Annotated in this window: 26 protein-coding genes and 1 pseudogene; 19 read left to right on the forward strand and 8 right to left on the reverse strand. The window is 33.1% G+C overall.

All coding sequences use genetic code 11. The annotated features are described in order from the left end of the window. Positions 1-13: 13 nt before the first annotated feature. Positions 14-415, reverse strand: coding sequence for a CBO0543 family protein (locus tag ACK1U5_RS20855; RefSeq protein ID WP_033667178.1), 402 nt, complete (start codon positions 413-415; stop codon positions 14-16). Continuing rightward, complete coding sequence (locus tag ACK1U5_RS20860; protein WP_048567521.1) at positions 390-1,568, reverse strand: DUF2515 domain-containing protein; 1,179 nt, start codon at positions 1,566-1,568, stop codon at positions 390-392. Before ACK1U5_RS20860 ends, ACK1U5_RS20855 begins: the two co-directional genes overlap by 26 nt. Before the next feature lie 302 nt (positions 1,569-1,870). Here ACK1U5_RS20860 and ACK1U5_RS20865 point away from each other — a divergent pair, with 302 nt between their 5' ends. Genes ACK1U5_RS20865 through ACK1U5_RS20880 form a run of 4 tightly spaced genes read left to right on the forward strand, consistent with a single transcriptional unit; the run spans position 1,871 to position 5,225 of the window. Beyond that, positions 1,871-2,857 carry a UDP-N-acetylglucosamine 4,6-dehydratase family protein gene (locus ACK1U5_RS20865; protein WP_000932591.1) on the forward strand — a complete coding sequence of 329 codons (987 nt, stop codon included), beginning with the start codon at positions 1,871-1,873 and terminating at the stop codon, positions 2,855-2,857. Further along, complete coding sequence (locus ACK1U5_RS20870; RefSeq protein WP_000739083.1) at positions 2,854-3,765, forward strand: NAD-dependent epimerase/dehydratase family protein; 912 nt, start codon at positions 2,854-2,856, stop codon at positions 3,763-3,765. The genes ACK1U5_RS20865 and ACK1U5_RS20870 overlap by 4 nt, the downstream gene beginning before the upstream one ends. After that, a complete protein-coding gene (locus ACK1U5_RS20875) occupies positions 3,762-4,112 on the forward strand; it encodes a DUF6572 domain-containing protein (RefSeq protein ID WP_002101267.1) in 351 nt (116 codons plus the stop codon). The genes ACK1U5_RS20870 and ACK1U5_RS20875 overlap by 4 nt, the downstream gene beginning before the upstream one ends. Positions 4,113-4,160: 48 nt before the next feature. After that, positions 4,161-5,225 carry an undecaprenyldiphospho-muramoylpentapeptide beta-N-acetylglucosaminyltransferase gene (locus tag ACK1U5_RS20880; protein ID WP_016111208.1) on the forward strand — a complete coding sequence of 355 codons (1,065 nt, stop codon included), beginning with the start codon at positions 4,161-4,163 and terminating at the stop codon, positions 5,223-5,225. 99 nt (positions 5,226-5,324) lie between these two features. On the opposite strand, the gene ACK1U5_RS20885 is transcribed toward ACK1U5_RS20880, so the two are convergent. Then, complete coding sequence (locus ACK1U5_RS20885; protein WP_069605184.1) at positions 5,325-8,045, reverse strand: putative bifunctional diguanylate cyclase/phosphodiesterase; 2,721 nt, start codon at positions 8,043-8,045, stop codon at positions 5,325-5,327. A 406-nt stretch (positions 8,046-8,451) separates the two neighbouring features. On the opposite strand from ACK1U5_RS20885, the gene ACK1U5_RS20890 reads away from it, so the two are divergent. The 4 genes from ACK1U5_RS20890 (at position 8,452) to pepT (ending at position 12,163) form a co-directional block, all read left to right on the forward strand. Continuing rightward, positions 8,452-9,267, forward strand: a complete 816-nt coding sequence (locus tag ACK1U5_RS20890; RefSeq protein ID WP_069605185.1) for an alpha/beta fold hydrolase — start codon at positions 8,452-8,454, stop codon at positions 9,265-9,267. A gap of 204 nt (positions 9,268-9,471) precedes the next feature. Continuing rightward, on the forward strand, positions 9,472-10,047 hold the full coding sequence (locus ACK1U5_RS20895; RefSeq protein ID WP_069605186.1) for a histidine phosphatase family protein: 576 nt from the start codon (positions 9,472-9,474) through the stop codon (positions 10,045-10,047). A gap of 320 nt (positions 10,048-10,367) precedes the next feature. After that, entirely contained in the window at positions 10,368-10,685 is a 318-nt protein-coding gene (locus tag ACK1U5_RS20900) for a hypothetical protein (protein ID WP_113710627.1), read from the forward strand. 245 nt (positions 10,686-10,930) lie between these two features. Further along, complete coding sequence (pepT, locus tag ACK1U5_RS20905) at positions 10,931-12,163, forward strand: peptidase T (protein ID WP_000807014.1); 1,233 nt, start codon at positions 10,931-10,933, stop codon at positions 12,161-12,163. Between the two features lie 38 nt (positions 12,164-12,201). On the opposite strand, the gene ACK1U5_RS20910 is transcribed toward pepT, so the two are convergent. Genes ACK1U5_RS20910 through ACK1U5_RS20920 form a run of 3 tightly spaced genes read right to left on the reverse strand, consistent with a single transcriptional unit; the run spans position 12,202 to position 14,217 of the window. Next, positions 12,202-13,113, reverse strand: coding sequence for a DNA-3-methyladenine glycosylase 2 (locus ACK1U5_RS20910; RefSeq protein ID WP_000123500.1), 912 nt, complete (start codon positions 13,111-13,113; stop codon positions 12,202-12,204). Next, a complete protein-coding gene (locus ACK1U5_RS20915; RefSeq protein ID WP_001089845.1) occupies positions 13,110-13,640 on the reverse strand; it encodes a methylated-DNA--[protein]-cysteine S-methyltransferase in 531 nt (176 codons plus the stop codon). Before ACK1U5_RS20915 ends, ACK1U5_RS20910 begins: the two co-directional genes overlap by 4 nt. Then, complete coding sequence (locus ACK1U5_RS20920; protein ID WP_000551301.1) at positions 13,621-14,217, reverse strand: bifunctional transcriptional activator/DNA repair enzyme AdaA; 597 nt, start codon at positions 14,215-14,217, stop codon at positions 13,621-13,623. The genes ACK1U5_RS20915 and ACK1U5_RS20920 overlap by 20 nt, the downstream gene beginning before the upstream one ends. 77 nt (positions 14,218-14,294) lie before the next feature. Between ACK1U5_RS20920 and ACK1U5_RS20925 the strand changes: the two are divergent. From ACK1U5_RS20925 to ACK1U5_RS20975, 11 genes and pseudogenes are all read left to right on the forward strand, one after another. Beyond that, positions 14,295-14,432: pseudogene (locus tag ACK1U5_RS20925) on the forward strand (exodeoxyribonuclease III); the annotation flags it as partial. A gap of 301 nt (positions 14,433-14,733) precedes the next feature. Then, complete coding sequence (locus tag ACK1U5_RS20930; RefSeq protein ID WP_001035506.1) at positions 14,734-15,699, forward strand: iron-hydroxamate ABC transporter substrate-binding protein; 966 nt, start codon at positions 14,734-14,736, stop codon at positions 15,697-15,699. A 27-nt stretch (positions 15,700-15,726) separates the two neighbouring features. Further along, complete coding sequence (locus ACK1U5_RS20935) at positions 15,727-16,734, forward strand: FecCD family ABC transporter permease (protein WP_001173058.1); 1,008 nt, start codon at positions 15,727-15,729, stop codon at positions 16,732-16,734. After that, positions 16,727-17,749 carry a FecCD family ABC transporter permease gene (locus ACK1U5_RS20940; RefSeq protein ID WP_000920436.1) on the forward strand — a complete coding sequence of 341 codons (1,023 nt, stop codon included), beginning with the start codon at positions 16,727-16,729 and terminating at the stop codon, positions 17,747-17,749. The genes ACK1U5_RS20935 and ACK1U5_RS20940 overlap by 8 nt, the downstream gene beginning before the upstream one ends. Before the next feature lie 14 nt (positions 17,750-17,763). Continuing rightward, complete coding sequence (locus ACK1U5_RS20945) at positions 17,764-18,585, forward strand: ABC transporter ATP-binding protein (RefSeq protein WP_000025773.1); 822 nt, start codon at positions 17,764-17,766, stop codon at positions 18,583-18,585. 15 nt (positions 18,586-18,600) lie between these two features. Then, on the forward strand, positions 18,601-19,419 hold the full coding sequence (locus tag ACK1U5_RS20950) for an alpha/beta hydrolase (RefSeq protein ID WP_001098697.1): 819 nt from the start codon (positions 18,601-18,603) through the stop codon (positions 19,417-19,419). 248 nt (positions 19,420-19,667) lie between these two features. Then, a complete protein-coding gene (locus ACK1U5_RS20955) occupies positions 19,668-19,895 on the forward strand; it encodes a hypothetical protein (protein ID WP_000849103.1) in 228 nt (75 codons plus the stop codon). A 327-nt stretch (positions 19,896-20,222) separates the two neighbouring features. Beyond that, positions 20,223-20,525: a metal-sensing transcriptional repressor gene (locus ACK1U5_RS20960; RefSeq protein ID WP_000509876.1), complete on the forward strand. Its 303-nt coding sequence runs from the start codon at positions 20,223-20,225 to the stop codon at positions 20,523-20,525. Positions 20,526-20,731: 206 nt separating this feature from the next. Next, the gene (gene copZ / locus ACK1U5_RS20965) at positions 20,732-20,938 is read left to right on the forward strand and encodes a copper chaperone CopZ (protein WP_000436973.1); all 207 of its coding nucleotides are present in this window, start codon (positions 20,732-20,734) and stop codon (positions 20,936-20,938) included. 95 nt (positions 20,939-21,033) lie between these two features. After that, positions 21,034-23,454 carry a heavy metal translocating P-type ATPase gene (locus ACK1U5_RS20970; protein WP_069605131.1) on the forward strand — a complete coding sequence of 807 codons (2,421 nt, stop codon included), beginning with the start codon at positions 21,034-21,036 and terminating at the stop codon, positions 23,452-23,454. Between the two features lie 157 nt (positions 23,455-23,611). Beyond that, the gene (locus ACK1U5_RS20975) at positions 23,612-24,091 is read left to right on the forward strand and encodes a GNAT family N-acetyltransferase (RefSeq protein WP_048567528.1); all 480 of its coding nucleotides are present in this window, start codon (positions 23,612-23,614) and stop codon (positions 24,089-24,091) included. A gap of 19 nt (positions 24,092-24,110) precedes the next feature. Here the strand turns inward: ACK1U5_RS20975 and ACK1U5_RS20980 are convergent, their stop codons facing one another. Continuing rightward, positions 24,111-24,383: an HU family DNA-binding protein gene (locus tag ACK1U5_RS20980; RefSeq protein WP_001043904.1), complete on the reverse strand. Its 273-nt coding sequence runs from the start codon at positions 24,381-24,383 to the stop codon at positions 24,111-24,113. 140 nt (positions 24,384-24,523) lie between these two features. After that, positions 24,524-25,339: a formate/nitrite transporter family protein gene (locus ACK1U5_RS20985; RefSeq protein ID WP_000110530.1), complete on the reverse strand. Its 816-nt coding sequence runs from the start codon at positions 25,337-25,339 to the stop codon at positions 24,524-24,526. Positions 25,340-25,360: the final 21 nt, after the last annotated feature.

Consider the following 25,360-nt stretch of genomic DNA (forward strand, 5'->3'; position numbering starts at 1 on the left):
TATAATGGTCTCTTTATTTTTTTATCCAATTATATACGTTCCAAATAAAAGAATGAAAAATTATATAACCAAATAAAGAATATGTATGGTTCCAATTCGCACTATGTACAAATAAACCTAAACTTTCAGCAATCTGTTCAAAAAGGCTAGCACAAATACCGATTGAAATAATAAATGAAATTCTAGAAACTTTAGATAATTTTTTTGAAATGTGTATAAAGATAACTGTTAAAATCGGCAGTACGAACAATGTAAAAGCTATATTAACCGAAAATGTGGATGAGAAGGGCCTAGCCGGAAAGGAATATATTTGTTTATGAACAAAAAAGGCATCTAAGCAAGTTGCAATAATAGAAGAGAGAAAGATTGTAACTACTAATGCTAGAAACTCATTCTTCTTCTCGGAGGAGGACATTTTTCTTTGCGAGAATGGCGATTTCAATTTTTTCGAGTGTTTTGCAGTAGTCTTCTGTAATTTGTCCATTTATATTTTCCTCCTTATCAACTAAGTAATTTACAACTTGCCAATCGGTAAACCAATCTTCACTGTCAACTTCTTCATGCTTCATATCTCGCCATGCATAGATGAGTGCAGGGCTGTATATACGATAAGCGCCATTTCGTAACTGGCATTTTTTAATTCGGCGCTTATAAAACTCACGGGAAAAAGATTCATTTACACTTGAAAATAAATGGGGCCAGTAATCTTTCCTAGATCCTGTATGTGGATGGTGTTGAGCCCAGCTTATTATTTGAGATAAAACATGTGTATCTCGAAATAATAATGAGTACAATCTTTTTCCAATTAATATCCGTTCATGTAAGGAAGTGAAATGTTTCATTGTATTACCAAATAGTAATACTTTTTGTTTCTTATCATTTTCGTAGAATGGGAAAAGGATATGATTAAACTGAAAGAAATCAAAGAGTTTAAATCCAATACTATTTAGTACAGTCTTTTTAAATTGTACATTTTGAATTACTCTTTTTTCTAAGTAGTTTTGTTCATTAATAATAGTTGCAATTGCTAAAGTTTTTTTGTTACCTGTTTTCCAAAAATGGTTCCACATCGTTTCCATAAATGTAGAAACATTTAGGTGAGGGAGAAGGTGAAATAACTTTTGTGATCTCTTTACACTTTGTTCGTAAAGTAAAAATTGAGGGTATACATCTTGGAAAATAAGCCAATTCCCTCTTTCTAAAAAAGAAAAAAATATGAATTGATCTTTCTCTGATAAAATTCTCGTATATAAATCGCCCTTTAAATCAGTCATATTCCAACCGCCGTTACGTGATACCATATGCCCAAGCAGTGCCCAATGTATTTCTGGATATTGAATGTAAAATTGGTAGTATGCGCGTGTTCTTGTAACATTATTTTTATTTAGTTGTTCTGTTTGTATTTTTATTTTGTTGATGATGAGTTGTTCTTCTTTCGTTAATTTATACATGGTGTCAGAAGGAATAAGTTTGCTTTTTTGTTTCAATTCATTTTTTACGTCGAATAGGGAGAGAGGCAGTGCTTTGGAAGGTCCGTTATATGTATGATTTGAATTGCTTCGGTCCATTCCGTTACCTCCCTTTTTTATAAATTTAAACATGATTATTGGCTATGAATCATTCTATTTATTTTATTACGAGTATAAGAAATAAATGAGCGGTGTTTTTTTACAAGGAATTTATTTATCATGCAAACAGTATAAAAAATCTTACTGTTGTGAGATGAAATGAAAAACAGAAACTACGTTTAATAGTTTCTGTTTTTTTATTTTGTCAATTAAATGTAACAAACGACGATTATGATTTGAATCAATTGAAAATAATTCAATAAATATTATTTAAATTGAGATGTTTCGTAGGAGGAAGAAGAATGTTAAATAAAATAATTTTAATTACTGGTGGTACAGGTTCGTGGGGGCATGAACTTATAAAACAACTATTAGAAAAATCACCGAAAGAAATTAGAATTTTTTCAAGAAATGAAACGGTTCAGTTTGAAATGCAGCAACAGTTTATAAATGATGATAGGTTAAAATTTATTATTGGAGATATTCGTGATAAAGATCAACTAGTCTATGCTTGCCAAGGTGTACATTATGTGTTCCATCTTGCAGCTTTAAAACATGTTCCAGTATGTGAGTATTATCCTTATGAAGCTATAAAAACCAATATACATGGTACGCAAAATGTAATTGAAGCCTCTATACAGATGCAAGTTGAAAAAGTTATATATGTTTCAACGGATAAAGCAGCTGATCCATCAAATACGTATGGGATGACAAAAGCAATTGGTGAAAAATTAATGGTTCATGCGAATATACAAACGAAGAAAACAAAATTCATTTGTGTTCGTGGTGGAAATGTTTTAGGAACGAGTGGAAGTGTAGTACCACTTTTTAAACAACAAATTAAAAAATCTTCACAAGTAGGGATTACCGATGCGAATATGACTAGATTTTTCTTAACAGTTGAAGATGCTGTTGGGTTGTTATTTAAAGCCGTATCTCAAGGTAGAGGCGGGGAAATCTTTGTTATGAAAATGCCGGCATGTAAAATAACAGATTTAGCAGAAGTATTAATTGAAGATTCCGGAAAAGAAAATGTTAAGGTAAAAGAGGTAGGGATAAGACCGGGTGAAAAATTAAGTGAAATGCTTCTATCTGAGGTAGAGAGTAAAACAAGTATAAGTTTTGATCAAAATTATTTTGTGGTACTACCGACTATTCCTATACAAGGACTTCAACAATATTATTCAAGCTATCCTCTAGTGGATGTGAAGAGTTTTAGTTCTCAACAAGATTTACTTGCAAAACATGAGGTGAAACAAATGCTATTAAAAGGAGGGTTTTTGCGATGAAAAAAAATGCGAGCCTTTTAATAACTGGTGCAAATGGTTTCACAGGACGCCATGCTTGCCACTATTTTTTACAGCAGGGCTTTCATGTAATTCCTATGTTTCAAAATCGTGCATATGGAGAAAAAATTAGAAATGGTATTACTTGTAATTTAACTAATAAGAGCGAAGTAATGAAGGTAATGAAACAAATAAAGCCAGACTACGTATTGCATTTAGCAGGAAGGAATTCGGTTATAGAATCTTGGACAGCTGCCCTTGAATATATAGAGGTTAATGTAATAGGAACATTATATTTATTAGAAGCAATTAAGCAAGAAGCCTCGCATTGTAGAACATTAGTTATAGGATCTGCTTTGCAAGCAGATAGTATGAACGAAATAAAAATTTCAAATCCATATAGTTTAAGTAAAACGATGCAAGTTATTATTGCAGAGGCTTGGGGAGGATTAATGGATTCAAATATTATCATTGCAAAGCCCTCAAACTTAATTGGTCCAGGGGAATCGAATGGCATTTGTTCGATTCTCGCAAAGAAAATGATAGATATAGAATCAGGTAGAAGTAAAGCCATTATTGAAGTAAACAGTTTGAAAGATAGTAGAGATTTTCTAGATGTACGTGATGCGATTAAAGCGTATCATGTGTTATTACGAGATGGAATAAATGGAAAACAATATAATATCGGATCAGGAGTAAAACGATCTTTGTTAAATGTACTAGAACAATATAAAGAATTAACACAGCTAAATTTTTTTATAGAGGAAACAGAGAAAAGTGGGAGCGACTCAAATGAGAGTTTAGCAATAGAGGAAATAAAAAGGTTAGGTTGGATCCCAGAAATTGAATTTCATCAATCATTAAAAGATGTACTTGAGTATGCGAAGTGTAGTGACATCTGCATGCAATGAAAAACAAAAAAGGGTGTAAGAAATATATGAATGATTATGAAATAATAGATAATCAAAATACGCTATTTCTTTCAATTGTTGATGCGTTGGATTGGAGAGATGAAGAAGCGCATGTATTGCGTCTTTATGAGGCAATACATAAATATCAAGCGTATGTAGAAGAAAAAAGGGTTAATCAAATAAAGTCAGCATTAGAGACGGAAACTAGATATGTGATTCAAATCTTTGCTCAATACGAGTGTAGTGAGTATGGAAATGATTTTTATGAACTCATTAAAGATCTTTTACAAGATATAGAGGTGGAGTTAAAGATTTATATAAAAAATAATAATTTTATTTACATTTAAAAGGTAAATATAAAGCTAGATTTTTAATAATAAAGGTGGGTATAAGTTATGAGCAAAACGATTCTTTTTACTGGGGGCGGTACAGCCGGACACGTTATGATTAATATTGTATTAATTCCTAAATTTATAGAGAAAGGCTGGAGAGTCGAGTATATTGGATCCAAAAATGGAATTGAAAAATCATTAGTGCAAAATGTTAAATACAATAGTGTTTCAACGGGCAAGCTTAGGAGATATTGGGATTGGGAAAATTTTAAAGATCCTTTTAAAATTATACGAGGTTGTTTACAAAGTTATAAATTAATTAAGAAAACAAAGCCTGACGTTATCTTTTCAGCAGGAGGATTTGTTTCAGTTCCTGTAGCTATAGGAGCATGGTTAAATCGTGTGCCTATAATTATACGTGAACCAGATAGCACATTAGGACTTGCCAATAAAATAGCATTACCTTTTGCTACAAAGCTATGCACAACATTTCCTCAGACAGGAGAAAATGTAAGTAATGAGAAGAAGGTTTATGTAGGACCAATTGTAAGGGAAGAAATTGAGAAGGGTAACGTATTACGAGGAAGAAGATATTGTGAATTTCAGCAAGATAAACCAGTATTATTAATTATGGGTGGGAGTCAAGGTGCTAAGTGGATAAATGATATGGTAAGGGAATGTTTAGATACAATACTATTAAACTTTAATATTATTCATATATGTGGTAAAGGGAAGGTAGACCCATCTATTGGCATGGAGGGGTATATGCAATTTGAATATATAGGCGACGAGTTGCCGCATATACTAAATATGGCAAGTGTTGTAGTTTCCAGAGCGGGTTCTACTGCTATTTCTGAATTGTTATTTTTGAAGAAACCGATGTTGCTTATCCCGTTAACTAACAGTTCCAGCAGGGGAGATCAAGTTTTAAATGCTGAATATTTTTCACGGCAAGGATATGCGGAAGTTATACTCCAAGACAGAGTAAGTACGAATACATTTATACATGCAGTAAATAAGTTGTATACAAATAAGGAGAAATATATTCAAAACATGAATGGATATAAGAAAACAAATGATGAGGGAATTCATCAAATAATAGATATAATAAATGAAGTGGTGGAGTAATAGAAATGTAAATAGAAAAACAAAAGGAAAGAAGGTATCTTCTTTCCTTTTTACTATATTTGTTCAAATTCATTATTATTTATTCTAATTAGTTATGTACTATCGGTGAATGCCGTTTTCTAATAGCTCAGTAAATGCATGAATATGAATAGGTTTACTGTAATAATAACCTTGAATAAACTGACATTTATTTTTTTGAAGGAAATTTACGTGCTCTTTCGTTTCTACACCTTCAGCAATGACAGACATTCCTAATGTATTTGCTAATGTGATGATCGTTTTAATAATTTCCATTCCATCATCACATGTTTCAGACATTGTAATAAATTCTCTCGGGATTTTTAACGTATCAATTGGATACAAAGGTAAGTAGGCTAGCGAAGAATAACCTGTACCAAAATCGTCGATAGAAATGTGAATCCCTAAACTTTTTAGTGTACGCAGTTTTATCAATGTTTCTCGCTCATCCATCATTGCAATTCGCTCTGTTAATTCAAGATCAAGAGAGCTTGCTGGTAAACCTGTATTTGTTAAAGTAGAAGAAATAGATTTTACAAAATCTTCTTGTTCAAATTCTTTAGCAGATAAATTTACACCTATTTTTAAATGTGAATATCCGAGTGCGTGCCAACGTTTCATTTGCTTGCAAGCCTGCTCTAATGTCCATTTTCCTATTGAAATAATTTGTAGTGTTTCTTCTGCAATCGGAATAAACTCGTATGGAGAAATAATACCTAATTCAGGATGATTCCACCTAATTAAAGCTTCTGCACCGATAATTTTATTAGATTCACTATCAACTTGAGGTTGATACAAAAGGAACAATTCTTCATTTTGTAGTGCGTTTGGTAAATCTTTTTCTAATCGTAATCGTCTTTCAATTTTTTTAGCGATTACATCGTCATAAATAGAGACAGAGTTAAGCTCTTTTGCTTTTGCATCATACATTGCAACATTAGCGTTTTTCAGAAGTGTAGCGGTATCGATTCCGGAATGTGGATAAATAGCGATGCCGATACTCAGTGATAAAGTTAATTTATGCTCATGTATGATAAATGACTTTTTCATGCATTCAAATAATTGGTTACATAATTGGAATAAGTAATCTTCGTCAGTATAGTTTTCAATTATAATTGTAAATTCATCGCCACCGATTCTTGAAAGATGAGTATGTGATGGAAGACATGATTGGAATCGCTTTGCTACTTCTTCTAATATGTAATCTCCTGATGAATGTCCAAGTGTATCGTTAATTGCTTTAAAGCGATCTAAATCTAAATATAATAATGCAAACTCGCTTTCTGTTATTTTAGCATTTTTTATAACTCTCTTTAATTTCTTATGGAAAAAGGCACGGTTCCCAATTTTCGTTACAGTGTCATGGAATGCTAAATATTTTATTTCTTCTTGCTGTTTTTTTAGTGCAGTAATATCTTTCACCATAATATAGCTTCCTGAAATTTGTCCGTCTATTATAATAGGAATGATTGTAACGTATAAAAAATAAGTAAAGCCATCTTTATATTGAGAACTAAGTTGTAAGAATGCCGATTCTTGTTGTTTCACTTTTTCTAATGCCAATGCTAGCTTATGCTTATCTTCATCTAAAATGATCGAAAAACAAGTTTCACCTAGTAACTCATCCGTTGGTGCCCCAAGTAGTACACTCCCAGCCTTATTTACATTTAAGAATATTCCATTTAAATCAATGGTGAAGATAGGGTCAGGATGATATTCATATAATGATTTAAACTTTTGCTGTTTTTGAGAAAGAGCCTCTGATTTATGAACTAAATCAGACGTCCGTAAAGTAACTTTTTCTTCTAGTTGGGCATTAAATGCCTGCAAACGTTTTGTTAAGGAATTGTTTTGCATACGTACGATAGAATGACGAATGAGTACGAAAATAAAAGTAATACAATTTCCTGTAATGAGAGTTGAAGAGGATGTTTGTTCTTTTAATGTAAACACGATTAGTATTGCAACAGCAAGATAGGGAAATACAACTAAAGCTTTTTTTCCTATTATAGGGTTTACAAGGAAATAATTTTTATGGCTATTATGATCTTCTGAAATAGAGCCAGCTATTGCAATAAGTAATATAGGTATTCTATATAAAAGACGTAATAATATTATAGTTTCAGTTGATAAGTGGTTATTTAAGTAAAAATAAATATAGTTAAAAGTTGCAGAACTTATTAATACAAAAATAAAGATATAAATTTTCCGTTTGGAATTAAAAATTGTTGGACGGAAAAAGAGACTAACACCTAGCAGTAGAAATAATAAATCTGCAATTGGGTATAAAAATGAAAGGAAAACATCTCCTAGTGAAAGAGCGAATATATTTAAATTTGGTTGATTAAATAAATACCATTCTAATGTGAATATGGAAGTAAGCACTATGCATATATCACAAATAAAGAACGCTTTTTCCCATTTATTGCATTCCTTTAAGATTTTATAGCAGAAAGCGATAAGACAGAAAAATAGAAAAAACATGTAAAATACATCAGAAACCGTAAAACGATGTATTGGAATTTCGAAGAAGCTATCTTGATATGTATATACTATTTTTCCTAATAAAAAACTACCAATTGCTATTGTAATACATATCCAAAACGGATTTGAACTGACTTTCTTAGAATATATAGAGTAAATCAGTGATACAAATGTAATGGCTTCAACGACAAGTGAAGCGAAGCGTACATCTGAATTTGAAAAATGAGTAGGGAACAGATAGAAAAACATAAAATAGATTGAATAGCATATCAATGTTCCGATTAATATACATAATTGTAAATTTTTATTTAATTTCAATGAAATCACCTTCTTTAATTATGCACTATGTTCGTTATATCTATACATAATAATATTATTTAAGAATTGTATCAGATTTCCTTATAAAAATCATGTTTATAAGAAAGTGTTAAAGAGTGTAAGTATTCTTAAGGTTGAAAAAATATTGCGGTTGATAGTATAGACTGTATCAAGACTTTAAATAGAAATTGTATATTTAGTCATCCTTTGAATTGTAAAGTTTTTTTAGTGATTTGTAAGTGGAGATGCAAAATTGCATATAAAATGATGTGTATCTTTTTTTGGTGAGATTTTTATTTTTAATCTGAAAATTAACATTTGTGAAAATGTTGAGAAAGGATATAAAATAAGAACGTGTATTCTTACAGAGTGGAATAGTATTGCCACTAAATAGGGAGGCTTTTTTATGATATATCGAATTAAAGATGCAGAAATATACTATGAAATTGTGGGAGAGGGTAAACCGGTCATTATCATACATGGCTGCTCCCCTGACCATAGGTTAATGATGAAATGTATGGAATCAGTATTTCAGAAGTATGAAGGTTATAAGCGAATATATATTGATTTACCTGGAATGGGAAAATCGAATGCTCCAAATTGGATAAATAGTTCAGATCGTATAGTAGAAGTGCTTATCACATTTATTGAGGAAATCATTTCTACTGAAAAATTTTTATTGGTAGGAGAATCATATGGAGGCTATTTAGCCAAAGGTATACTTGCAAAGATGTTTGAGAGAGTTAGCGGATTACTATTAGTATGTCCTGTTGTTGTAGCGGAGCCAGAAAAAAGGATTCTTCCAGATAAACAGGTAATTGTACAAGATGAGGAATTTTTAAATACGCTCACTTCCACAGAAAGAGAGGAATTTTGTGAGTTAGCTGTAATAGCAAATGAATATACATATAAGCGATTTAAAGAAGAAATTAAGCCTGGGTTAGATGTTGCTAATGATGAATTTATTGAAAGGTTGCAAAAGAATTACTCTCTTACTATGGATTTTCAGCGTGAAAAATATGAAAATCCCGTTCTTTTACTGACTGGAAGACAAGATATATCAGTAGGTTATCAAAATATTATAGAAATTATTGAAGAATATCCAAGGGCAACATTAGCAGTGTTAGATATGGCAGGGCATAATTTGCAAATTGAGCAGCCTGGATTATTTGAGAGTTTAGTAGGAGAATGGATTAGACGAACAAATCAGCACAGTTTATAAAGTATTTTAGTATTACGCCTAAGTGTTGAAATGGGATAAATGAACGTGATTTATTAACTTATCTCGCTATTTGCCGGGCAGTAAGACCCCCACCTCAAAATTTAGCGGAAGCAAAGAAATTAGGTGGGGGCGGGCTGCCTGTAAAAGCCCGATTAGTGAGGGCTAATTAAAGTTTCACTTTATAAAAAATTTTAAGGAGAAATTATGAGCACATATATTTATATGGTTAGACATGGTGAATCACCAAAACTAGAAGGAAATGAAAGAATGCGCGGGTTAACTGAGAGGGGACATATGGATGCCCGTAGAGTAACTGACATGTTAAAAGCGGAGAGGATTGATACTTTTATTTCAAGTCCTTATAATCGGGCTATGCTAACGATAGAGGAGTCAGCTAATTTCCATGAAAAAGAAATAGTAGTATATGAAAATCTTAAAGAGTGTATGTTTTCAAGTGAGGATCAGGTTATATCAGACAAAGAGGTGTATCCACTTGTACAGAAGATGTTCTCTAATCCGGACTTTGCACGAACGGAAGGAGAGTCATATGCAGATTGCCAGAGAAGAGTAGTGAAAGTATTAAAAGAAATCTTATTGGATTTTCAAGGACGCAAAATTGTAATTGGTACACATGGGCTTGTCATGACATTAATGATAAATTATTTTGATAAACAATATGGTTTTGAATTTTTAATGAATACGTCAAAACCGGATATATATAAGATAGAGTTTAAAGAAGAACAATTAATGAATGTGGAGAGATTATGGAAAGAGGAATAAAATTAGTTACATGGATTTTGTTGTAAAAGTTACTTTATAGCAAAATCTTTTTTTTGAATAGAAAGTATCTTTATCAACTATTTTTAGAATGTTGAATCAATAAGTAATTATTCAGTATTTGAATAAAGTATGAGGAAATTGGTTTAGGGAAACAATTTTAAATGTGTCAAAACTCTAAACGTTGGATTTATATTCAATATGAGAAAAAGATGTAGAATTTTGTCTTACAGTCCCCGTTTACTTTTCATTTCATTACATATAGGCTTTGTGGTGTAAGGGGGACATTGCCTTTACACAAAATCTATAAGGAGGTCATTGTAATGAAACAGATTAAAAAGTTTGCGGGAGTTGCTTTAGCGGGGACGATTGGATTAAGTGGACTACTGTTTTTAGAACCAAGTGTAAGCGTTGCGGAAGCACAGCAAGTGAGAGTGGAAAATTTCAATACAATTGATGTAACGATGAATCTAAATGAATTGTATGTATTAAGTGGCAGAAGTATTGATATTCTTTCTGGAGATAAAGAAGCAATTCAGTTAAATAAATACACAATTAGTTTTAATAAATCTGGGAAGTATGTGATTAAAGTAAATGGCTGTATTTATGATGATGTATATACTTTTATTGTAAATGAGTAGTATATATTCTTAAATTGCGAGATAAAAACAGAAACACCCTATTTGCGATGAGAGTCGTAAATAGGGTGAATTTATTTGTATTAAGCTGTACTTTAAATATGTTCACTAATTTTCTTTTTGTTATGTAAAATATGTAAAAGTGTTAACAATGTAAATGAAATATACATCTTCACATTCAAAAAAGTTAAAATATTTCGTTTTAAGGATTATAATGGAGGGAGAAACATAAAAGGGAGTGAATGAACTTGAAACAAGAACTTATTGAAAGATTTACGAGATATGTAAAAATTGATACGCAATCAAATGAAGAAAGCCATACAGTACCAACAACACCAGGACAAATTGAGTTTGGTAAGTTATTAGTGGAAGAGCTAAAAGAAATTGGTTTAACAGAAGTAACGATGGATGATAATGGTTATGTAATGGCAACACTTCCAGCTAATACGGACAAGGATGTTCCTGTAATTGGATTTTTAGCCCATTTAGATACAGCAACAGACTTTACAGGGAAAAACGTCAAACCACAAATTCATGAAAATTTTGATGGTAATGCAATTACGTTAAATGAAGAGCTAAATGTTGTGTTAACACCAGAGCAGTTCCCGGAATTACCATCATATAAAGGACATACCATTATTACAACTGATGGTACAACACTTCTAGGAGCAGATGATAAAGCTGGTCTTACAGAAATTATGGTTGCAATGAACCATTTAATACATAATCCGCAAATTAAGCACGGGAAAATAAGAGTAGCATTTACACCGGATGAAGAAATTGGTCGTGGGCCAGCGCATTTTGATGTAGAAGCGTTTGGTGCATCATTCGCTTATACGATGGATGGAGGTCCATTAGGTGGTTTAGAGTATGAAAGTTTTAATGCTGCAGGTGCTAAGTTAACGTTTAACGGAACGAATACACATCCTGGAACAGCGAAAAATAAAATGCGCAATGCTACTAAACTGGCTATGGAGTTTAACGGGTATTTACCAGTAGAAGAGGCGCCAGAATATACAGAAGGCTATGAAGGATTCTATCATTTACTTTCTTTAAATGGTGATGTTGAGCAAAGTAAAGCGTATTATATTATTCGAGACTTTGATCGTGAAAATTTTGAGGCACGTAAAAATAACGTTAAAAATATTGTGAAGACTATGCAAGAAAAATATGGCGAAGATGCAGTCGTTTTAGAAATGAATGATCAATACTATAACATGCTTGAAAAAATTGAACCGGTAAGAGAAATTGTTGATATTGCATATGAAGCAATGAAAAGTTTAGACATTGAACCAAATATTCATCCGATTCGTGGAGGCACAGATGGATCACAATTATCATATATGGGATTACCGACGCCGAATATTTTCACTGGTGGTGAAAACTATCACGGTAAATTTGAGTATGTTTCGGTAGATACTATGGAAAAAGCTGTTCAAGTTATTGTGGAAATTGCAAGACGTTTTGAGGAGCAAGCTTAAAAAAGAACCAAGTAGTACGAATGTGCTACTTGGTTCTTTTAATATAGTACTCGCCACAAATAAAAAGTCGCATAAGACTCCCAATTAGCCCAGTTTGCCGCGAAATCTTTTATTTCATTTTTAGTCGGTTTATTTTTGGAACCTGTTATAAATTTAATTGCATTATGCAGACCAACATCATCAATTGGAAAAGCTGAAGGAAATCTTAAACAACGCATTAAAACATAGTTGGCAGTCCATGGCCCTATACCATGGATAGCAGTTAATTGTTTCTCAGCAACCTTTACATCTTGTGTTTGCAGTAAATCCTCTTTTGATAGTTTTCTCTCTGTAATAAGCTTCGCAATACCGATTAAATATTCACATTTTCTAGTCGTCATTTTTAATTGTTGGAGATCTTCTACATGTAGATTTGCAATTGTTTCAGGTGATGGGAATATCCAATGCTTTCTACCGTCCCGTTCTACATAACTGCCAAATTGCTCAACTAATCTTCTTTTTAGCGTATAAGCATATGTTAAGTTAATTTGTTGACCGATAATTCCCCAGGAAAGTGCCTCAAATAAGTCTGGAATACCTAAAGTACGAAGGCCATAATATTGTTCAATTGGTCCTTGAAGGAGTAAATCATGTTTAGCTAATGTATAAAAGGGAGCTAAATCAGTAGTTAAATCAAACCATTCTTTTACATAGTTAGCTACAGCTTCACGTATCGATTTTTCAGATGTATATGATTCTTCTAAACAATGTATTTGAATATTGCCATCTATATTCACACTAATTTCAACTAAAGGATTTACATCTTGAACAGGGATAACTTTATAAATTTTGTTATCTTCAATATGAAACATACATTCATTGTTAGAACGTGATAGATAACGTAAATTTTCTTGGAAACAAAATTCTTTTGGAACTGCTATAGATAATGCGCTATTATATTCTGCTGTCATATGAATTCCACCTGTAACTTTTCTAATGTAAGCAATTTTTTCTTCATTTCTAATCCACCCCTAAATCCGGTTAGTTTTCCATTCTTCCCAATAACACGGTGACAAGGAATAGTAATAAGGAGAGGGTTAGCAGCAATAGCAGAAGCAACGGCGCGCACAGCTTTAGGTTTTTGAATTCTTTCAGCAATTTCTGTATAAGAATATGTCTTTCCATAAGGAATTTCACGTACCGTATTCCAAACAGATAATTGAAAATTAGTTCCATAAGCATCGATAGGAAATGTAAAAGTTTCTCGCTTGTTTTCTAAATACTCGATAACTTCTTGCGTATATATTTGCAAGTAATCTGGACTATGAATCAATATATGTTGGGGCAGTTTTTTGCTAGCCCATATATTTAATTCTTCAAAATTTTCGTCTTGTGATCCAATGAAACATAGTCCATTTTCAGTTGCAGCAATATGAAATCGCCAATTTTTATGTGTAAGTAGCGTCCAATATATATAATTATTTTTGTAGGAATTCATTATCGTATCCCTCTTTCATTTCGTTCTTTTTTCGATATTCAGTAGGAGTAAATCCGGTTTTCTTTTTAAATAAAGTTGCGAAATACTCTGGGTTTTCTATCCCGACAGCAGTACTAATTTCTTTAATAGATTGATTTGTGTGTAAAAGGTATTTGGTTGCTTTAAGAACCCTGAATTGTTGTATATATTCTATAGGAGTTAGCCCTATTATTCTTTTGAAAGTACGCTGTAAATGAAAAGGGCTACCGTGACACATTTCTGCAAGCATGTCGAGAGTTAAGGATTCGTTATAATGCTTTTCGATATAGTCTTTAATTTGTTCTACCCACTCTTCATTAGGTAAAGTGATCCCATTTGGCTTACAACGTTTGCACGGGCGAAAGTTTTCGCTTAATGCTTGCTCTGCATGATGAAAAATTCGTACATTGTTTCTATTCGGTATTCTTGATTTGCATGATGGCCTGCAAAAAATTCCAGTTGATTTCACAGCATAAAAGAATTTGCTATCATAGGAAGAATCATTATGAATAATTGCTTGCCAATACTCATTTGTTAATATAACTCCTTCATTGTGCAAAGAACATCACCTCTGAAATTAGTATAACCTGAATAAAGTGCGTATGTATGTATTCATAAATGTAAGAGCAAGATTACAAAGGTGAAAATATCGGATGGCGTTTAGATTATTTTGTTGTTTCGGAAAGAATGAAAGACCAAATAACAGAAGCAAAAATTAATAGTGAAGTGATGGGATCAGACCATTGTCCAGTTGAATTACATATAAATTTCTAAAAAAAGAAGTATCTCCCTAATATTAGGGAGATACTTCTTTTTTTAATTCAGTTTGTTAAAATTTTTCAAATCATTCTTGAAATAATTTCATATTAAATATATACTTAGTAACGATAATCATTATCAGTGAAAATGATTATCAAGTGATGAAGACGTAAAAGAATTATAGTCTAGGGGAAGTGAACGTGAATGAGTTCTGGATAAAATTATTAATCTAATGAAATATATATATGGAATAAGATTCATATAGTTAAATTCTATTGAGAATATAGTTTGAAAATTTGAGAGGAGACATATAAAGATGAACAAGAAATTATTTACTTTAGGGATGGTTACCGTTTTAAGTGTAGGTTTAGCGGCATGTAATAGTGCGGATAAAACTTCAGGCGAGCAAAAACAACAGACAAAAGCTACGGAAACGAAAAAAGATGAAAAACGAAAAATTACATATTTAGGTAAAGAATATACAGTGCCAGCAAAAGTAGATAAAATTGCGACAGCTAGTTTAGAGTCAATGGAAGATGCGGCAGTACTTGGAATTAAACCAGTTGGTGCCATTACTGTAGGTGGTAAACTACCAAAATACCTGGAAAAAGAGTTAGAAGGTGCGAAATCTGTTGGTGAGAAAATGCAACCCAATTTCGAAACATTACTACAATTAAAACCAGATGTGATTACATCAAGTACGAAATTCCCAGCAGAAACAGCTGAAAAGTTTACGAAAGTAGCTCCTACATTCCCGGTATCACACGTTTCAACAAATTGGGAAGATAACTTAAAGTTAATGGGAGAATTAACTGGTAAAAAAGATAAAGCAGAAAAAATTATTAAAGACTACAATTCAGACGCTGAAAAAGCAAAAGCAAAACTAGGAGATAAGTTAAAAGATAAAAAAGTACTTGTCATTAGACTAAGAGCAAACGAATTATTCCTATATCCAGAAGGAGTATACTTCAACCCTGTAATTTATAAAGATCTTGGACTAACTGCTCCAGAACAATTGAAAACTGTAAAAGCACAAGAGAAAATTTCATTTGAAAAACTTGCTGAACTTAACCCAGATTATATTTTCTTACAATATGAGGCAAGTGAAAATAAAAATCCAAAAGTGTTAGAAGAAATTGAAAGTAATCCAATTTGGCAAAGTATGAATGCTGCGAAGGAAAAGAAAGTATTTGTAAACGTTGTAGATCCAATGGCGCAAGGTGGTACTGCTTGGAGTAAAACTGCCTTCTTAAAAGAAGCAGTGAAAAATTTATCTAAATAATACAATAAGTAAGGTGCGTTGAATGATATGCAGAAAACAAATGCAGTACCAGTAACTATATTATGTATAGCACCCATACTCATCTTATTTACAGTTATACTTTCGATTTTGTATGGGGCGAAAAGTATTGACGCTGAAACAGTGTGGAACGCATTATTTCATTTTGATTCAAGCGATGTAAATCATAATATTATTATTACTTCACGTTTACCAAGAGTAGTTGCAGCTCTTTTAGTCGGAGCATTTCTAGCCATATCAGGAGCACTTATGCAGGGGATGACAAGAAACTATCTTGCATCCCCTTCTATTATGGGTGTGACGGATGGTGCTGCCTTTGTTATTACACTTTGTATGATTTTTCTTCCGGGAATGTCATCAATTGGTATGGTGGTATGTTCAATGATTGGTTCTGCACTCGGAGCCGGTATCGTGTTTGGTTTTGGTTCGCTCCTTCAAAATGGCTTATCACCAGTTAGGTTAGCGATTATAGGAACAGTTATTGGAACATTTTTAAGCAGTGTATCGGCTGCAATGGCTTCGTATTTCCAAATTTCTCAAAATGTTAGTTTTTGGTTTAATGCAAAGTTAGATCAAGTAGATCCTAATATAATTAAAATCACGATACCGTTTGGGATAATTGGAATAATTTTAGCATTGTTAATATCAAAATCTATTACCATTCTTTCATTAGGCGAAGAGGTTTCTATTAATTTAGGACAGCGTACAAAACTAGTTAAAGCGATGGCAATTTTATCGGTAATTTTTTTAACAGGAACAGCAGTTGCTTTAGTGGGGAAAGTTGGTTTTGTAGGTTTAATTATTCCGCACATTACCCGCTTTATAATTGGGGTAGATTATAAGTGGATTTTGCCATGTGCAGGTGTTATTGGTGGCGTTTTCTTAGCGTTATGTGACGTTTTGAGTAGATTTGTAAACTATCCATTTGAAACACCTATTGGAGTCGTTACCTCCTTAATTGGAATTCCTTTCTTCCTTTATTTAATCCGTACTAGAGGAGGAGAGAGACATGCTTAAAAGTTCAAGTCAACGTTTCGGAATGACGATGGGGATTATTATATTTTTCATACTATGTGCTATCTATATTAGTTTAACAAATGGTACGTTCGACATTACGATTACAGATGTATTTAAAACACTTTTTAGAATTGATCCAGTACCAGAACATGATTTAGTTATTTTTGAGTTTCGTCTTCCGCGTATCGTAATTGCTGGATTAGTAGGATTAGGCCTTGGTGTTGCAGGTGCTGTTATTCAAGGGATTACGAGAAATGGATTGGCGGACCCAGGTATTTTAGGAGTAAATGCCGGAGCGGGAACAGCGATTGTCATTTTTATGTTTTTCTTTCAAGGACAATTAAAAAGCACAGACTGGGTTTCTATTATGATGATGCCAATGTTTGGTTTAGTAGGTGGATTAGGTGCAGCTATCATCATTTATCTGTTTTCTTGGAAAAACGGTAAATTAGATTCGCAGCGACTTTTATTAACAGGGATTGCAATTGGATCGGGATTTGGAGCTTTTTCTATGTACTTATCACTCAAAATGAAGTCAACTGATTTCGAGATGGCTGCAGTGTGGGTGTCTGGAAGCATATATAGTGCGAACTGGAAGTATATTGTGGCTATGTTACCATGGCTTATTATCTTAATTCCACTTATACAAAAGAAAGCTTATTTATTAGATTTATTCCAATTGGAAGAAACAAGTATTACAAGTTTAGGTGTTTCAGTAGAAAGAGAGAAATCGATTTTATTATTAAGCAGTATCGGGCTTGTGAGTGCATGTGTTGCTGTTTCAGGGAGTATCGGTTTTATTGGCTTAATGGCACCGCATATAGCGAAAAGACTTGTCGGTATTCAACATAAGTATATAATTCCTACGTGCGGCGTAATCGGAATGTTTCTTGTAATTGCCTCAGACTTTATTGCAAAAACAGTTTTCACACCTGTAGAGTTACCAGTTGGAATCGTTATTTCTATTGTCGGTGTACCGTATTTCTTATATTTACTTTATAAGGCGAAAGCGTAAGAGGAGGAATAAAAGTGAGTATTTTAAGTGCAAAAAATTTAGAAACAAGTTATGAAAAGCTTACAGTGTTTCGCGATTTAAATGTGGAAATACAAGAAGGAAAAGTAACGACAATTATAGGTCCAAACGGTTGCGGTAAATCGACATTGTTAAAAACAATGGGAAGAATTTTAAAACAAAAAAGCGGAAAAGTATATTTGCAAGGGCAAGATTTACATACAATTTCAACGAAAGAAATTGCGAAGCAGTTAGCTTTACTCCCGCAAACTCCAATTGCACCAGGTGAACTTAAAGTGGAAGAATTAATTTCTTATGGACGCTATCCACATCGAAATAACGTAAATAAGTTAACGACAAAAGATAAAGAAATGATTGATTGGGCATTAAATATAACGAAAACTTCTGAATTTCGAACGAGACAAATTGCAAATTTATCAGGTGGTCAAAGACAAAAGGTATGGCTAGCGATGGCATTAGCACAAGAGACAGAAGTGTTGCTATTAGATGAGCCAACTACATACCTTGATATGTCTCATCAATTAGATGTATTACAAATTGTGGAGAAGTTAAATAAAGAACATAATTGTACGGTTGTTATGGTATTACATGATATTAACCATGCAGCAAGATTTTCAGATGAAATTATTGCAATGAAGGAAGGAGAAATTGTTACAACTGGTAGCCCAGAAGAAATCATTACAAATGAAGTATTAAAAGAAGTATTTCATATTGATGCACGTGTCATGATTGATCCGTATAACGGGGCTCCTGTTTGTTTCGGTTATGATAGCGTTGTATCTCAAGAAGAAAAAATCGAAATATATGTAACAAGTTAAAAAGGGGGGGATAGGGTGAATACTACAGTTGAAAAACAGCAGATTATAATATCTAATACAGAACAATGGAAAATGTATTCAAAATTAGAAGGTAAGGAATATCAAATTCATATTTCAAAGCCGAGGCAACCAGCACCGGATTCAGGATATCCTGTCATTTACGTATTAGATGGCAATGCCTTTTTTCAAACATTTCATGAAGCAGTTAAAATACAATCAGTAAGAGCGGAAAAAACTGGTGTTTCACCAGCTGTTATAGTAGGAGTGGGTTATCCAATTGAAGGCGCATTTTCAGGGGAAGAAAGATGTTATGATTTTACGCCTAGCGTAATTTCAAAAGATGCCCCTTTAAAACCAGACGGTAAACCGTGGCCTAAAACAGGAGGAGCACATAATTTCTTTACTTTTATTGAAGAAGAACTGAAACCACAAATTGAAAAGAATTTTGAGATTGATAAAGGTAAGCAAACGTTATTTGGGCATTCTTTAGGTGGATTATTTGCTCTCCATATACTATTTACAAACTTAAATGCTTTTCAAAATTATTTTATTAGTAGTCCATCTATATGGTGGAATAATAAATCCGTACTTGAAAAAGAAGAGAACCTTATAAATGAATTAAACAATGCTAAGTTTGAAACAGGAGTGTTCCTTACAGTTGGGTCACTAGAACGAGAGCATATGGTTGTAGGTGCAAATGAATTATCAGAGCGCCTTCTCCAAGTAAACCACGATAAACTTAAATTTAAGTTTTATGAAGCTGAAGGGGAGAATCATGCATCTGTTGTGCCGACGTCTTTAAGTAAAGGGTTGAGATTTATTAGTTACATATAGGAAAAAAGGTTATGGATGAAACATTCCATAACCTTTTTTGATATGTAGAATTGTCCTTTTTGAAAGTTTTGTTTCAACTTTTCGTCTAAAGAGACAAAAAGTTGTCACAAAACGGTCACAATTAGCATAAACATAAAATAGACGAAATGAACTTATTTCCAAAAAGGCTCGGTTTATTCCGATCATGATTTGTAGAGCTGAAAAAGTATGGATTAAAAGTTCACTATATTCCCAAGGAGGTAGATCGTATGAAAACTATTCTTGCTATCGCTGGACTTATTTGGGTTCTATCGCATGGCATCCCAATTTATGAAGGAGAACAAATTCGCAGTGCTCTGAATAAAAATTTTAATGAATATCATATCATTGACCGGCAAGATAATGTTGTAACAGTTCGAGTAAATGACTGTTTTCATACGGTAACCGTTGAAGGAACTTCAGTAGTGAATGATACAAAAGTATGCGATCAGCAATAATCATATATGGAAAGAAAAAACTCTTGGATTAAATAGCTGAAAATTAAGTTTTTAATATTATAGACAAAGAATAAGCGGGGGCGGGTAATCCCCGCTTATTCTTGTTTCATTTTATTGAACTTTAATGAGAGATATAATGATTTTTTTGAAAAAAAGAAAGGGTATACTGAAAATTGAGATTAAGAAGCTAATGCGTTGTTAAGAATAATCATAAAGCGGAAATATACTCATATGGGGTATCATACATAGATAATTAATGCTATAATTGGTATACTCGTAAAAGCAATTGTTTTATTGGATGAAGAGAAACTTTAAGAAGGTGATAATATGGGTCATAAAGAGCATGAAGCGGTAACACATAGATCAGAAAAAGAAAAAGAACAAATTATAAATAGATTAAAGAGAATTGAAGGACAGGTCCGCGGTATTCAAAATATGATTGAAAATGATCGTTATTGCGTGGATATTTTAGTGCAAATTTCAGCGATTAATGCAGCGATGAAAAAAGTAGGAATGGGTGTATTAAAAAACCATACAAGTCATTGTGTTTCAGGTGCTATTAAAGATGGCAATGGTGACGAAGCAATTGAAGAATTAATGACTGTATTTGAACGTTTTTCAAAAGCGTAAAAACAAGCTAGTATGTCACTGGCTTGTTTTTTTTTGTTTACCTTCATAATAAGGTTTCGGGGTATTGATGTGAAAAAGTGTGTGTAAAATAAACTTTTAGAAAATAATTGAAAAATCATGATACAAAACCATTGATTACCTTAGGGGGGTATGGTAAGATGTAATTGTGATTAACAAAGAATGAAGAAACAAGAGGAGGATTTTAAATGGAACAGTTAACATTACAAGTTGAAGGTATGTCTTGTGGACATTGTGTAAATGCTATCGAAAGCAGTGTGAAAGAGCTAAACGGTGTTGAACAAGTGAAGGTTCAATTAGCAGAAGGAACTGTTGAAGTTACTATCGACTCGTCTGCCGTAACATTAAAAGATATCGTTGCTGTAATCGAAGACCAAGGATACGATGTTCAATAATTATTTTTAGATATGGAAATAAATCGTACTTTAAATGAAGTACGATTTATTTTGCTAATAATTATACCTCATAAGGGTATATAGAGGTGAGAGACATGAATGAAAAAAAAGAGGCCAATCTTCAAATATCAGGAATGACATGTGCGGCATGTGCAAATAGAATTGAAAAAGGTCTAAAAAAAGTAGAAGGTGTTCATGAGGCGAATGTAAATTTTGCACTTGAAAAAACAAAAATAATGTACGATCCAACTAAAACAAATCCGCAACAGTTTAAAGAAAAAGTTGAATCGTTAGGATATGGAATTGTAAGTGATAAAGCTGAATTTACTGTTTCAGGAATGACATGTGCAGCATGTGCAAATAGAGTTGAAAAGCGTTTAAATAAGTTAGATGGTGTGAACAAAGCGACAGTAAATTTTGCTTTAGAAGCAGCTACAGTAGACTTTAATCCTGATGAAGTTAATGTAAATGAAATGAAGAGTGCGATTACGAAGCTAGGATATAAATTAGAAGTGAAACCAGATGATCAAGATGCATCAACTGATCATCGATTACAAGAAATTGAAAGACAAAAGAAGAAGTTTATTATTTCGTTTATTTTATCTTTCCCATTATTGTGGGCAATGGTTAGTCATTTCTCATTTACGTCGTTTATTTATTTACCGGATATGTTAATGAACCCTTGGGTGCAACTAGCACTTGCAACCCCTGTTCAATTTATCATTGGTGGACAGTTTTATGTTGGAGCTTATAAAGCGTTACGTAATAAAAGTGCGAATATGGATGTTCTCGTGGCGCTTGGAACGTCGGCCGCGTATTTCTATAGTGTATATTTAAGTATTCAATCTATTGGTTCTTCGAAACATATGACAGATTTATATTTTGAAACGAGTGCGGTACTTATTACATTAATTATTTTAGGTAAATTATTTGAAGCGAAAGCAAAAGGGCGCTCATCAGAAGCAATTAAAAAATTGATGGGTTTACAAGCGAAGACAGCTATAGTTGTGCGAGATGGAACAGAAATAAAAATTTTGATTGAAGAAGTAGTAGCTGGTGATATCGTCTATGTAAAGCCTGGTGAAAAAATACCAGTAGATGGTGAGATTGTAGAAGGAAAGTCAGCAATTGATGAATCGATGTTAACGGGTGAAAGTATTCCTGTTGATAAGTCAATTGGGGATGTAGTAATAGGTTCGACAATAAATAAAAATGGATTTTTAAAAGTGAAAGCAACTAAAGTAGGAAGAGATACTGCATTAGCTCAAATTATTAAAGTAGTAGAAGAGGCACAAGGTTCAAAAGCTCCTATTCAAAGGGTAGCAGATCAAATTTCAGGTATTTTCGTACCGGTTGTAGTTGTGATTGCGATTATCACATTTGCAGTATGGATGATATTTGTTACACCTGGTGATTTTGGCGGAGCACTTGAGAAAATGATAGCAGTACTTGTTATCGCTTGTCCATGTGCATTAGGTCTTGCAACGCCTACATCTATTATGGCAGGCTCAGGAAGATCAGCAGAGTATGGTATTTTATTTAAAGGTGGAGAGCATTTAGAAGCAACGCACCGATTAGATACGGTTATTTTAGATAAAACGGGTACAGTGACAAATGGGAAGCCGGTGTTAACAGATGTAATTGTAGCAGATGGATTCAATGAAAATGAACTGCTTAGATTAGTAGGGGCAGCAGAAAGAAATTCTGAACATCCACTTGCAGAAGCGATTGTAGAAGGAATTAAAGAAAAGAAAATTGATATCCCAAGTTCAGAAACGTTTGAAGCGATTCCGGGATTTGGTATCGAATCAGTTGTAGAAGGAAAACACTTATTAATTGGTACACGTCGATTAATGAAGAAATTCAATATTGATATTGAAGAAGTTTCTAAATCAATGGAAGCGCTAGAACGAGAAGGAAAAACAGCAATGCTTATTGCAATCGATAAAGAATATGCTGGTATAGTTGCCGTTGCAGATACTGTAAAAGATACTTCAAAAGCAGCTATCGCAAGACTGAAAAAAATGGGTCTAGACGTTGTGATGATTACAGGAGATAATACACAAACTGCTCAGGCAATTGCGGGGCAAGTTGGTATTGATCACGTAATTGCAGAAGTATTGCCAGAAGGAAAAGCAGAAGAAGTGAAAAAACTGCAAGCAAATGGTAAGAAAGTAGCGATGGTTGGAGACGGGATAAATGATGCTCCTGCTCTTGCTACAGCGAACATTGGTATGGCAATTGGAACGGGAACGGATGTAGCGATGGAAGCAGCGGATATAACGTTAATCCGCGGTGACTTAAATAGTATTGCTGATGCGATCTTTATGAGTAAAATGACGATAAGAAATATTAAACAAAATTTATTCTGGGCATTAGCTTATAACGCGTTAGGAATTCCAATTGCGGCATTAGGTTTCTTAGCCCCTTGGGTTGCTGGAGCAGCGATGGCATTTAGTTCTGTATCCGTTGTATTAAATGCATTACGATTACAAAGAGTTAAATTAAAATCTTAAAGAGCTACATTAAGTAATTGAATAGAATTAAAAAACAATACTTTGAATAAGTATTGTTTTTTTGTTCGTATAGAAATTAAAACGATATAATAAAGCAGAAATATAGAATCGTATGTAGTAGAAAAGTTAAGAGGTAGTTTCGTAAGGAGACTTATATATGTTAAAAGATATTATAATTAGAACATTCCAGAAAGAAGATTTAGATCAAGTATTACAATTGTTCTATGAAACAGTTCATACGGTTAATGCAAAAGATTATAATGAGTTACAGCTACAGGCGTGGGCACCGGAGCGACTAGATAGAGAAAATTGGTTACAGTCTTTAGAAAAGAATATTAGCTATGTAGCGGATCATAAAGGTGTGATTGTGGGGTTTGGGGATTATAACGATAATCGTTACGTAGATCGTTTATTTACGCATAAAGATTATCAAGGGAAAAGAGTCGCTTCATACATACTACAGAAGTTAGAAAAAGAAGCAGTGAACCTAGGGCATAGGGAGATATATACAGAGGCAAGCATTACCGCAAAACCTTTTTTTGAAAGTAAAGGTTTTATTTGCATAAAAGAACAAAAGAAACAACATAATGGTCAGATTTTTATTAATTATGTTATGAAAAAAATATCCTTCTCATAAATGAGAAGGATATTTTTCATTATTTTACAGCTTCTTTTAGTTCTTTACCAGCTTTGAAAGCAGGTACTTTAGAAGCTGCGATTTGCATTTCTTCACCAGTTTGTGGGTTACGGCCTGTACGAGCAGCTCTTTCACGAACTTCGAATGTACCGAATCCGATAAGTTGTACTTTTTCACCAGCAGCTAAAGTGTTAGTGATTGATTCTACTACAGTTTGTACAACTACAGTAGCTTCTTTTTGAGAAATCTCAGCATTTTGTGCTACGTTTTTAATTAATTCTGTTTTGTTCATGTTTTTCACCTCATATGTAAATAATGCTATTTAAGTTGTTATTATAACGTATAAAACATTCGAGAACAAGTGTACGTACATATATTCGCAAAAAAAATGAAATTTGTAATATTTTTTAGGGCACTTTATAGACATTCCATTTAAGCGGACAGAGATTTGTTCTTCATTTCAGTCTTCTCTTGATGAGCAGGTAGTTTCTTATTATAAGATATGAAGTAAGGTAGTGCTACAAATAACATACCTCCTACTAAATTTCCAAAGAAAACAAAAATAAAGTTTGGAAAATATTCAGCCCAAGTGAAATGACCGGCAAAAATGGCGGCTGGGATGACAAACATATTGGCTACAACGTGTTGAAATCCAATCGCAACAAAAGTCATAACCGGGAACCAAATACCGATAATCTTTCCGATAAATTCTTTACTTCCCATACTGAGCCAAACAGCTAAACAAACGAGCCAATTACATCCGATTGCAGAAATAAATGCTTGCAATGGTGTATCTTGTAGTTTCGCTTGAGCGATAGAAATAGTTTTTGCTAAAAAAGCTCCTTCAGTTAAGCCAACGATATGACCGAAAAAGTAGGCTACAAATACAGCCCCTATGAAATTGCTAAATGTAACAATAACTAAATTTCGTATGAAATAAAATAAAGTAATTTTCTTTTGAAGCCAGGCCATAGAAACTGTCATCATGTTACCAGTTACTAGTTCACCGCCTGCAAGAATAACGAGAATAAGGCCAATAGGGAATACAGCAGCGCCTAGAAAACTAGTAAATGATCCCCAAGCCTTTGGCATTGTTCCAATAACATGAATATCGAGTAAATACCCTAATGCTATAAAAGCACCGCCAAAAAAACCGAGAATTAACATAGGGAGTAATGATAAATGAGCTTTTTTTCTTCCGGAATTCGCAGCAAGTTCCGTAATTTCTTCTGGTGTAAATACAGACATGAATAACCCCTCCGTAATAAA

The sequence above is a fragment of the Bacillus sp. XB1 genome (assembly GCF_053557995.1).

Excerpts from the sequence above, each read along its gene's own strand:
- ACK1U5_RS20955 (WP_000849103.1), top strand. The coding sequence starts at position 19,668 with ATGAAAACTATTCTTGCTATCGCTGGACTTATTTGGGTTCTATCGCAT.
- ACK1U5_RS20940 (WP_000920436.1), top strand. The coding sequence starts at position 16,727 with ATGCTTAAAAGTTCAAGTCAACGTTTCGGAATGACGATGGGGATTATT.
- ACK1U5_RS20915 (WP_001089845.1), bottom strand. The coding sequence starts at position 13,640 with ATGAATTCCTACAAAAATAATTATATATATTGGACGCTACTTACACAT.
- ACK1U5_RS20900 (WP_113710627.1), top strand. The coding sequence starts at position 10,368 with ATGAAACAGATTAAAAAGTTTGCGGGAGTTGCTTTAGCGGGGACGATT.
- ACK1U5_RS20960 (WP_000509876.1), top strand. The coding sequence starts at position 20,223 with ATGGGTCATAAAGAGCATGAAGCGGTAACACATAGATCAGAAAAAGAA.
- ACK1U5_RS20870 (WP_000739083.1), top strand. The coding sequence starts at position 2,854 with ATGAAAAAAAATGCGAGCCTTTTAATAACTGGTGCAAATGGTTTCACA.
- ACK1U5_RS20970 (WP_069605131.1), top strand. The coding sequence starts at position 21,034 with ATGAATGAAAAAAAAGAGGCCAATCTTCAAATATCAGGAATGACATGT.
- ACK1U5_RS20935 (WP_001173058.1), top strand. The coding sequence starts at position 15,727 with ATGCAGAAAACAAATGCAGTACCAGTAACTATATTATGTATAGCACCC.
- ACK1U5_RS20975 (WP_048567528.1), top strand. The coding sequence starts at position 23,612 with ATGTTAAAAGATATTATAATTAGAACATTCCAGAAAGAAGATTTAGAT.
- ACK1U5_RS20875 (WP_002101267.1), top strand. The coding sequence starts at position 3,762 with ATGAAAAACAAAAAAGGGTGTAAGAAATATATGAATGATTATGAAATA.
- ACK1U5_RS20980 (WP_001043904.1), bottom strand. The coding sequence starts at position 24,383 with ATGAACAAAACAGAATTAATTAAAAACGTAGCACAAAATGCTGAGATT.
- ACK1U5_RS20890 (WP_069605185.1), top strand. The coding sequence starts at position 8,452 with ATGATATATCGAATTAAAGATGCAGAAATATACTATGAAATTGTGGGA.
- ACK1U5_RS20985 (WP_000110530.1), bottom strand. The coding sequence starts at position 25,339 with ATGTCTGTATTTACACCAGAAGAAATTACGGAACTTGCTGCGAATTCC.
- ACK1U5_RS20865 (WP_000932591.1), top strand. The coding sequence starts at position 1,871 with ATGTTAAATAAAATAATTTTAATTACTGGTGGTACAGGTTCGTGGGGG.
- ACK1U5_RS20895 (WP_069605186.1), top strand. The coding sequence starts at position 9,472 with ATGAGCACATATATTTATATGGTTAGACATGGTGAATCACCAAAACTA.
- ACK1U5_RS20910 (WP_000123500.1), bottom strand. The coding sequence starts at position 13,113 with ATGACAGCAGAATATAATAGCGCATTATCTATAGCAGTTCCAAAAGAA.
- ACK1U5_RS20930 (WP_001035506.1), top strand. The coding sequence starts at position 14,734 with ATGAACAAGAAATTATTTACTTTAGGGATGGTTACCGTTTTAAGTGTA.
- copZ (WP_000436973.1), top strand. The coding sequence starts at position 20,732 with ATGGAACAGTTAACATTACAAGTTGAAGGTATGTCTTGTGGACATTGT.
- ACK1U5_RS20855 (WP_033667178.1), bottom strand. The coding sequence starts at position 415 with ATGTCCTCCTCCGAGAAGAAGAATGAGTTTCTAGCATTAGTAGTTACA.
- ACK1U5_RS20880 (WP_016111208.1), top strand. The coding sequence starts at position 4,161 with ATGAGCAAAACGATTCTTTTTACTGGGGGCGGTACAGCCGGACACGTT.
- ACK1U5_RS20860 (WP_048567521.1), bottom strand. The coding sequence starts at position 1,568 with ATGGACCGAAGCAATTCAAATCATACATATAACGGACCTTCCAAAGCA.